The 10,164-nt window shown below is 47.7% G+C and carries 6 protein-coding genes; all 6 read left to right on the top strand.

The window, feature by feature from the left end:
- Nucleotides 1–23 precede the first annotated feature (23 nt).
- Nucleotides 24–3,860 (top strand): ATP-binding protein, encoded by a 3,837-nt coding sequence (locus tag H6F80_RS30725; RefSeq protein ID WP_347277847.1) that lies wholly within the window; start codon nucleotides 24–26, stop codon nucleotides 3,858–3,860.
- 34 nt (nucleotides 3,861–3,894) lie between these two features.
- Nucleotides 3,895–6,687 (top strand): hybrid sensor histidine kinase/response regulator, encoded by a 2,793-nt coding sequence (locus H6F80_RS08955; RefSeq protein WP_190791230.1) that lies wholly within the window; start codon nucleotides 3,895–3,897, stop codon nucleotides 6,685–6,687.
- Nucleotides 6,688–6,814: 127 nt separating this feature from the next.
- The gene (locus H6F80_RS08950; protein ID WP_190791229.1) at nucleotides 6,815–7,900 is read left to right on the top strand and encodes a class I SAM-dependent methyltransferase; all 1,086 of its coding nucleotides are present in this window, start codon (nucleotides 6,815–6,817) and stop codon (nucleotides 7,898–7,900) included.
- A gap of 28 nt (nucleotides 7,901–7,928) precedes the next feature.
- Nucleotides 7,929–8,681: a GNAT family N-acetyltransferase gene (locus tag H6F80_RS08945; protein ID WP_190791228.1), complete on the top strand. Its 753-nt coding sequence runs from the start codon at nucleotides 7,929–7,931 to the stop codon at nucleotides 8,679–8,681.
- A gap of 170 nt (nucleotides 8,682–8,851) precedes the next feature.
- Nucleotides 8,852–9,127 (top strand): hypothetical protein, encoded by a 276-nt coding sequence (locus tag H6F80_RS08940; RefSeq protein ID WP_190791227.1) that lies wholly within the window; start codon nucleotides 8,852–8,854, stop codon nucleotides 9,125–9,127.
- Between the two features lie 137 nt (nucleotides 9,128–9,264).
- Nucleotides 9,265–10,164 (top strand): hypothetical protein (locus H6F80_RS08935; protein ID WP_199296455.1); only part of this gene is annotated, 900 nt, incomplete at its 3' end.

The following is a 10,164-nucleotide window of genomic DNA, read 5'->3' as shown; positions in this document are numbered from 1 at the left end:
ACCCAGAAGAAATTAATCACCTTGTGCAATTAAATATTGCAGCAGGCAAGCGGGCAAAAGCTTCAACTGCCTACATTCCAGCGTTAAGATTTTTTGATACAGCAAGTCATCAACTCTCGCCCGATGCTTGGAATACTGACGGTCCTAAGGTCTTCAATCTCTTCACCGAATTGGCAGAGTGTGAGTATTTAACAGGAAATTTAGATCGGGCAGAGGCTTTGTTTCAATTACTCCTAAGCAAAGCTCAAACTAATTTAGATTGGGCAACGATCTATATGCTTCAAATCAGGCTTTATCAAGTTGCAGGGAAATTCGACGAGGCATTTAGAGTTGGATTAACAGCGCTTAGGCTATTTGAAGTTACGTTTCCCGAAACAGATGAACAGGTACAGAAGGCAATTGATTTAGAGAAGCAACAGGCAACCGTAAATCTGGGCGATCGTCAAATTGCTGACTTAATTGATGCTCCAGTCATTCAAGACCCAACTCTAAGAACCATTATTAGTCTCCTCACCTCGATGGGACCCCCTGCCTATCTTAGTAAGCCTAACTTATTTCCCCTGGTTGTACTCAAAGCTCTCAACTACTCGTTGAAATTTGGTAATACCGAAGAATCCTGTTTTGCCTACAGTATGTATTCCATGCTGCTGGTCTCGATGTTTCGAGATATTCCTGCAGGTTATGCTTTCTCAGAAATGACGATTCGATTAAATCAGAAACTAAATGACCCCAAATACAAGGGCACAGTTCTCCACATTCACGGGAGCCATATCAACGTCTGGAGACATCATATGGCAACAGATTTGCCGTTTCTAGAACAGGGATTCCTGGGTTGTGTGGAAGCGGGCGACATCACAATGGCAAATTACAATGGCTTCCAGGGTTCCTGGCAAATGATTGAAGCCATTACTCCACTAATGGATGCCGATCGCGCCATTCAAAAATATCTTGCGTTTGCCCACCAGTCGAAGCACGAAGCAGCCTACCAGACGATTCGCTTGCAGCAGCAATTGATTCTCAATTTACAGGGACAAACGCCTCACTCCCATACGCTAAATGGCGATGGATTTGATGAGGGGCAGGCTCTGGCAATCTTGAAACGAACAGAATTTGCTAGCGGCATTGTTTTTTACTACATCATCAAGCTGATTGTCTTTTTCACCTATGAGCAATATCAAGAGGCACTTCAGTCTGCTCAGGAAGCATTCAAAGTTCTAGGTGCAGTGCGATCGCTGCCGATCGAAGCCAATTACTTATTGCATCACTCTCTCGTCCTAACAGCACTTTATTCAAGCCAATCCAGCGAGGTTCAGACTGAATATCTAACAACATTACAGCAACAGCAACAGCAGCTCCAATATTGGGCAGATTATTGTCCTGCTAACTTCTTACATAAAGCATTGTTAGTTGCGGCTGAAGTTGCTCGAATTGAAGGACGTGATTTGGAAGCAATGCGTTTGTACGAGCAATCTATCAAATCTGCTCAGGAGCATGAGTTTGTGCAGTATGAGGCATTAGCGTATGAATTGGCGGCAAAGTTCTACCTGAATCGAGAATTTGAACCGATCGCCAAAACTTATTTTCAAGAAGCGAGAAATGCCTACTTGCGCTGGGGAGCAGTGGGCAAAGTGAAATATCTTGAAGACCGCTATCCAGCTCTGCTGCCTCGGCTCAAACCAGCTTTTCCTAAAGATCCTGTAACTTCCTCTAGCACAACGTTTGTCAGCAGTGGAGCACAGCTTGATATTTTGTCGGTGATTAAAGCATCACAAACCATTTCCAGTGAGATCGTTCTATCCGAACTGCTAAAAACGCTAATGCAGATTGTGATCGAGCAGGCGGGAGCCGAAGTGGGCTATGTGCTGCAATTTCGTCGCAATCGGCTAGTGATTGAAGTCGAAGCTAGAGCAAATCGCGCGAACGAGCAACTGAGTATTCAACACTTTATGGCAAATGCTGAAACTTCATCGCTTGTTCCTCAATCGATTCTCAACTATGTGCAGCGAACCCAAGAAACAGTCATTTTAGAAGATGCTGCAACATCTACTCTTTTTTCAGAAGATCAGTATGTTATTCGTAATCAGCCCAAATCTGTCCTGTGTCTACCGATCGCTCGCCAATCTAAACTCATTGCTATTCTGTATTTAGAAAATAATTTAGCAACCAAAGCGTTCACGCAAACCCAGCTTTCTGCATTGGAGATCTTATCAGCTCAAATCGCGATTTCATTGGAAAACGCTCAACTATATCAGGAATTAGCCGAAAGCCGAGAACAGCTCAATCTGGCTTTGCAGTCTGGGCAAATCGGCGTTTGGAGTTGGGACGTGATGAACGACCGGATCGAATGGGACGACCAGATGTATCAAGCATTCGGCGTGAGCCGTGAAACGTTTAGCTGTACGTTAGAGGCTGTTCTGGGCTGTATTCACCCCGACGATCGCGACTATTTCACCCAAACGCTCAGCCAAACTTTGGCAGATCGAGTAGAACATAAGCTGGAATATCGAGTTGTTTTTCCTGATAGCACGATTCACTATATTGCAGCAAGAGGTCGTCCCTTTTTTGACGAAATGGGACAGCCGATTCGGATGACAGGAATTGTACTGGATATCACCGAACGTAAATTAGCAGAAGAACGACAGTTACAGCTTGTCCAGGAGCAAACTGCCCGTGCTGAAGCAGAATCTGCGAACCGGATGAAAGATGAGTTTTTGGCAGTGCTATCCCATGAGCTGCGATCGCCCCTTAATCCCATTCTAGGCTGGTCACGGCTACTGCGTACCCAAAATTTGCCTGATGCAAAAAGAGTACAGGCATTGGAGACGATCGAGCGTAATGCCAAACTACAATCTGAACTGATCGAAGACCTGTTAGATGTATCGCGAATTCTGCAAGGGAAACTGAGTCTCAATACTGCTCCAGTGAATTTAGTGCCAACGATACAAGCAGCCGTTGAAACAGTGCGCTTAGCAGCAGAAGCAAAATCAATTGAGATTAAGATGAGTCTTGCTCTTCATGCTGGACTAGTGCTGGGAGATTCAAATCGCTTACAGCAGGTTGTCTGGAATCTCCTTTCCAATGCGGTGAAGTTTACGCCAGCCAGAGGACGGGTAGAGGTTAAGCTAGAGCAAGTCGAAATTGAGCATAACGAATTGGAGATTCAAAATGGAGCGAACTCTCAGCTTGCTTACGCTCAAATTACTGTGACTGATACAGGTAAAGGCATTCACCCATCGTTCCTACCCCATGTTTTTGAATATTTCCGTCAAGCTGATAGTACGACAACTCGTAAGCATGGAGGCTTAGGGTTGGGGTTAGCGATCGTGCGTCATTTGGTCGAACTACACGGGGGCACGGTTCAAGCCGAAAGTGAGGGAGAAGAGTTGGGAGCTACCTTTACGGTCAGACTCCCATTGATGCCTACTCAATCAACAGTGGATGTAGATATTGAACCCCTAGCACCCGCATTTATCCTAAGTGGGCTTCAAATTCTTGTGGTTGACGACGATACCGACACTCGCGAGTTTGTTGCCTTTATATTAGAACAAGCAGGAGCTAACGTTTTAACAGCCGCTTCAGCCGCCGAAGCATTGGCAACACTATCGCAGTCCCTGCCAAATCTCCTGCTCAGTGACATTGGAATGCCAGGAATGGATGGCTATATGCTGATTCGTCAACTCAGAAACCTACCTCCAGAACAGGGCGGAACCATTCTGGCGATCGCCCTCACTGCCTTTGCTGGAGAAATGAATCAACAACAAGCTCTGGCTGCTGGGTTTCAGATGCACATTTCAAAGCCTATTGAGCCTGAATATCTTATCTCTAAGATTGCTAGTCTGGTCGTTCGTTCAATGAGCTGATATTTGTCCTGAATTCTCTGAAAGTGATGCGTGTATGGAACTGAACCCGATGAATGCAAACAGCGATCGCCTGTCGTCAGAACCATTGGCGCAGTTTCCTTTTCAGGCTCAAACGGCTAGGGAACCATTTGCCGCTGTGGTGGAAAACATGGCGGAGGCATTTTTTGCGCTGGACTTAACCGGACGTTGTACCTTTCTCAATGCCAGGGCAGAACGACTGTTTGGTGTCGATCGTACCAATCTGCTCGGCAAAACCCTGTGGGATGTTTTCCGGGTTGACCCCTCATCTCAGCTCTATCAGCAGAGCCAGCAAGCGATTACCAGGCAACTGCTATCTGTAGAATTTGAGCCCGTGGAATTTGAAGAATTCTACTCGTCCTTGAATCGATGGTTCATAGTGCGGCTATTGCCAATCCCAGAAGGTTTAGCTGCCTATTTTCTGAACACTACCGAGCGCAAGGCAATAAAATCCGCTTTGCAAAAGCAGCAGGAGTTGCTGAGAACGCGGTTAGACAACGTTCAAGCAGGAATGAATGCTTCTGACATCAAGGAACAACCGAAGCTGCTTAATTCGGTAGCACAGTTGTCTCTCAATGAGCCAGAACAAACCCAAAGTCGCTCAGCATTTCTGGCGGAAGTGAGTGAAGTGCTTGCTTCCTCGCTGGACTACGAACAAACACTGCAAAGCGTTGCACAGTTAGCGGTACCTTATTTTGCTGACTGGTGTGCTGTTGATTTCTTAAATGACGACGGTAGCATTAACCGGGTTGCCGTTGCTCATTCTGACTCGGAAAAAATTCAGTTGGGCTGGGAGGTGGCTCATCGCTTTCCCAGACATTTGGATGACGGGTATGGCATCTCTAAAGTGATGAAAACTGGACAGAGCGAAATTGCGATCGCCATTACTGATGAGCAGCTCGCGGCGGCTGTCACAAACCTTGAATATCTGGAAATTTTACGCGGATTAGGCTTGAAGTCTGCTATCACTGCTCCCCTTCAGGCCCGTGGACGAGTGCTGGGCACCATTTCCTTTGTATTTGCCGAATCTAATCGCCACTATAGTTTGAAAGATCTGGAGCTTGCTGAGGATCTGGCACGTCGCGCGGCGATCGCGATTGATAATGCCTACCTCTACTACAGCGCCCAACAGGCAAAGCACGCTGCCGAAACCGCCGCCGATCGCACTGCCCGCCTCCAAACCGTGACCGCTGCGCTCTCAGAATCTCTCACGCCTGAGCAGGTTGCAGAGGTCATTGTGGAACAGAGCATGGCAACTTTAGAAGCGACGGCTGCCCTGGTGGTTTTAGTTAGCAAAGACCGGACGGAACTTGAAATTGTTAAATCGGTTGGATATGCAGAAGACCTGGTGAAGAGTTGGGGCAGATTTTCAATCAATCTGGATGTCCCTTTAGCGGAGGCGGTCAGAACCGGAGAGCCAGCCTGGGTCGAAAGTTTCCTCGATCGGATTGCCCGCTATCCGCACTTGGCTTCGATCTACAAACGCTATGATTTTGAATCCTGGATGGCGCTTCCCCTGGTGGTTGAAGGGAGATCAGTAGGTGGGCTACTGCTGAGCTTCATGAAGTTCAGAAATCCAAGCCAGGACGATCGCGACTTTGTTATTGCCCTCAGCCGTCAATGCGCTCAGGCAATTTTCCGTGCCCAGTTGTATGAGGCAGAACGTAATGCTAGAGCTGAGGCGGAACAGGCAAACCAGGTAAAGGATGAATTTTTGGCGGTGCTGTCCCACGAACTGCGATCGCCCCTGAACCCGATTTTAGGTTGGACAAAACTCCTGCGAACTCAGCAGTTGTCGCCTGAAAAAGTCGATCAGGCTTTGGCAACCGTTGAACGAAACGCCAAACTCCAGGCACAGCTTATTGAAGACTTGCTGGATATCTCTCGAATGCTGCGGGGCAAACTAAGTCTCAATATTGCGCCCGTTGATTTAGCCGCCGTGATTCAAGGGGCGATTGAAACGGTACAGCTTGCCGCTTCTAGTAAGTCCATTCAGATTCAAACGCTTCTGCAACTGCCCAAGAAAACTTTGTTAGGAGATGCGAATCGGCTCCAGCAAGTCGTGTGGAATCTGCTCTCAAATGCCGTCAAATTTACACCCAATCAAGGACAAATTACGATTCGGCTGGAAGATTGGGATCGCCAGATTCAAATCCAGGTTAGCGATAACGGCAAAGGCATCAATCCTGATTTCCTTCCCCATATCTTTGAATACTTCCGGCAAGCCGACAGCAGCACAACTCGTCAGTTTGGCGGATTAGGATTGGGGCTTGCGATCGCTCGTCAAATTGTTGAACTGCATGGCGGAACGATTCAGGCAGAGAGCCCAGGGGAAGGATTAGGAGCAACCTTCACAGTTCGCTTACCCGTTGCCACGGTCACCTCCGAAAGCCCCACGGCTCCAGAACCGCTTGCTCAAACTGCAAATCTAGCAGGGCTGCATATTCTTGTGGTGGATGATGAACCCGATATGCGTAACCTGGCAGAATTCATTCTGTTACAGCAAGGTGCTCAAGTTACCGTTGCCAGTTCTGCAGCAGAAGCATTGTTAGCTGTGTCTCAGTTTGTTCCCCACGTTTTGCTGTGCGACATTGGGATGCCAGAAATGGATGGGTATGCCCTCATGCAGCAGATCCGAGCCCGATCGCCAGAAGCAGGGGGAAAGATACCAGCCATTGCCCTCACTGCTTACGCTGGAGAATACGATCGCCGTCAGGCACTCGCTGCTGGGTTTCAACGCCATATCTCTAAACCCGTAGAGCCAGATGAATTAGTAAAAGCGATCGTTCAAGTGGTTAATCAAAGTTGACAGGCATTTAGGCTCAGAATGGTTTAGGAACGCTTTTGGAACGCTTTCGGAACGCTCGGATCGCTAACTTAGGTTCAGATGCAGGAAGTGAACGGCATCAACCCCTCAGTGAGTTAAGGAGACAGCGATGACATCCCAATTGCTAGACACGACCCCCTTCGACAGTACGAAAGCTGAAGCCTTTGCCGAAAGGATGCTGACGATTCTCAATAGTGGCGCAGTTTCCCTCATGACCTCGATCGGGCATCGCACCGAACTGTTTGACACCCTGGCAGAACTGCCGCCTTCTACCAGCCAGCAAATCGCTGATGCTGCTGGGCTAAACGAACGCTATGTGCGCGAATGGCTCGGTGCAATGGTCACAGGTCGCGTGGTGGAGTATGACCCGATCGCCAAAACCTACACTTTGCCTGCGGAACACGCTGCACTGCTGACCAGGGCTGCCGCCTCGGACAATATCGCGGTCTTTGCCCAATACATTCCGCTGCTGGGTTCAGTCGAAGAACAAATCATTGATTGCTTTTACAAAGGGGGTGGCGTTCCCTACTCTCAATACAAACGCTTTCATGCGGTGATGGCAGAAGATAGCGGTCAAAGCACGGTGTCTGCCTTGTTCGACCATGTGCTGCCGCTCATTCCCGGACTCACCGAAGACTTGCTGCAAGGCATTGACGTTCTGGATGTGGGCTGTGGTAGTGGACGTGCCCTGAATAAGCTGGCAGCAGCCTTTCCCAATAGCCGCTTCACAGGCTACGACTTTTCGGCTGAGGCAGTTGCCAATGCCAACGCGGATGCTCAGATGCGAAAGCTCAGCAACATTCAGTTTCAGGTCAAGGACGCTGCCACGCTCGATGAATGCGATCGCTACGATTTCATTACGACGTTTGATGCGATTCACGATCAGGCGAAACCGGATGTGGTGCTGCAAAACATTCACAATGCCCTGCGTCCAGATGGGGTGTATCTAATGCAGGACATCCACGCTACGACAGAAGTGGACGGTAATCTGGAGCATCCGATTGCCTCCCTGCTCTACACCATTTCCTGTATGCACTGCATGACGGTTTCCCTCGCCTATGGCGGCATGGGGCTGGGAGCAATGTGGGGCAAAGAAAAAGCACTGGAATTGCTCGCGAATGCAGGATTTAAGCAGGTTGAAATCAAGCAGCTTGCACACGACTTTCAGAACGACTATTACATCGTTCGTAAATAGTATTCGTAAATCATAAATGGAGAAAAAATTGAAGACTGAAATTCGAACGATATTTCGTTCCGCAATTCGTGATGACTGTAATACGATCGCTCAACTCTTTAGAATTTCATCTGAGGGCGTGTCTGATTATGTGTGGAGTACATTAGCAGATGATTATCCGGGTCTAACGCCGATCGAAATTGGAGCGAAGCGTTACGCCAATGAGGAGAGCCTGTTCAGCTACAAAAATTGCGTGCTAGCACAGCAAGCAGGTGAAATCGCGGGTATGATGCTGACCTTTCCTATTGAAGATTCCAAAGAAGCGACATCAGGTCATGCCGCTCCTCAGGAAATTCCCCTTGCGTTAACCCCTGAAGTTGTGGAAGCTCCTGGAACTTGGCATGCTGGACATCATGTGCTGTTTACTAATTTGCAGCAAACCAGAATTGTAGAAACACAGATTGAACAGCCGACAAGCATTCTATTCGAGCCGTCAGAGCCGGATGTGTTAGATCCTTATAACCTGGAGGCTCCCGGAACCTGGTACATCTGCGCTCTCGCTCTCTTTCCAGAGTTTCGGGGACAGGGAATTGGCACACAATTTCTCTCGATCGCCCATCAGCAAGCCGCAGCGCGAGGATTCTCAGAGCTAAGCCTACTGTGTTTTGAGCAAAATACCAGAGCACTGAACCTGTATCAGCGCAACGGATTTAAAGTGATCAATTTCAACCCAGTTGTGCCCCATCCTCTCATTCATCACACGGGCGATATTCTTCTCATGACCGCTCCCGTTCAGTTCTAAATCTCTCAAATTAATATGTGCAAAATCTGTGCATTCGCGGCGCGATATCCTCGCGTTCGTCAGGATTCCCTTGTCTTTAATCTCAGTCAGTTCGCGACTGTCATTGCTGCTAAGCCGCCAGCCGAGCAATCTCAGAAACAATCAACCCCATCAATTCAGGAGAAATCGCTATGAAAGAGCAACTTATCAATTATCACGAGCTTGAGTTGATGATTCACAAGAAATCAGACAAGCAAACAAAATCTCGCTTTGCATCAATTCTGAATCGAATCTGGAATGGAATTGTTAGATCGATCGCCGCATCAAATGAACCCATCATTCATTCACGCAAAGATAAATCTGGCAATCCTTACTGGGTGGTTCACGATCCGCTGCTAGGGCACAGAGTATTCTTCAATTCAGAGACAGAAGTACGGGCATGGCTCGATCGCCGCTACTACGAATAGATTCATGATTTGATTCGAATCCGACTCGATCTCACCACTCCACGCTTTGCATTGCAGCAATGAATTCATATTCATTGTCCAGAGTTCTTGCGTCCAAATTTCGCTCAAGCTCAACTACATTCTCAAGAAGACGAATCATGGCACAGGTATTTGAAACCGCTAATAATGACACATTCGCAACTGCAACGAAGTTGGGCAACATTCGCAATGGCCCGTTTGTCCGAGGTTCTCTCCTGAATGGTGACAACTTTGATTTCTTTAAATTTCAGGTTGATGTTCCTGTTAAAGGCGGTATTGCAGTTGTACCTCAAGGCATTGATGCCAACTTGGTTCTGTTCGATAGCAGCGGTCAACAAATCAGGAATTCCCTCAAGCCGGGAACCGCAACAGAAGGAATTTCGTTTGACAATTTGCCGACGGGCGAATACAACTTGCTAGTTAGTAAATCAACGGGCAGTGGCAGCTATACGCTGAGTGCAAGTGGCAATGCAATTACTCGTGCTCAATTGAGTACGACGGTCGATCGATTGACCGCACTTGAACGTTTTGACACTCCAGTGCCGTTCACAAGATTGGGAGAGGCTGACTTCTACTTTAAACTCAATAAGGGATTTGGAGAAGATACCGATCCTAAAAGGAGCAAAGTTTTCAAGGATGATGATGACATCAGCCCTAACTTGACTCTCACTCAAGATTTCAACATCAGTGAGCTAAAACCTGTTGTATTCCTCGATCCGAAAGACTCAGATGGTAGCCTGCGTATTGATGATGATGCAGATATCCATCCTTTTAGAGCTTTCAATCAGGCACCCTTAGAGTTTGATGTCCTTAGAAACGAAGTTGTTGTCGTTAATGGTGTTAATGTGCGAGCGCGTGAGAATGAAGTCATTACGTTAGAAGGAGATGGTGGTCGTGACTTTCTGGATATATCTACCAACAAAGCCAGAATCTCCTTCCGCGTCAACTACGACACCTTCACCTCCTCAACATCCAGCTTCAGCAACAGCACACCTCTGGTTGTTGGCACCAACGCCAGC

Origin of the sequence: Leptolyngbya sp. FACHB-711 (genome assembly GCF_014695615.1) — a bacterium.
In the GTDB taxonomy this organism is placed as follows: Bacteria; Cyanobacteriota; Cyanobacteriia; order Elainellales; family Elainellaceae; genus Leptolyngbya_A.
The sequence above is the reverse complement of the archived record's forward strand: the minus strand, read 5'-3'. Positions and strand labels throughout refer to the sequence as shown.

Bases quoted from the DNA above. Each gene is read 5' to 3' on its own strand.
- H6F80_RS08955 (WP_190791230.1), top strand. From the start codon at position 3,895: ATGGAACTGAACCCGATGAATGCAAACAGCGATCGCCTGTCGTCAGAA.
- H6F80_RS08940 (WP_190791227.1), top strand. From the start codon at position 8,852: ATGAAAGAGCAACTTATCAATTATCACGAGCTTGAGTTGATGATTCAC.
- H6F80_RS08950 (WP_190791229.1), top strand. From the start codon at position 6,815: ATGACATCCCAATTGCTAGACACGACCCCCTTCGACAGTACGAAAGCT.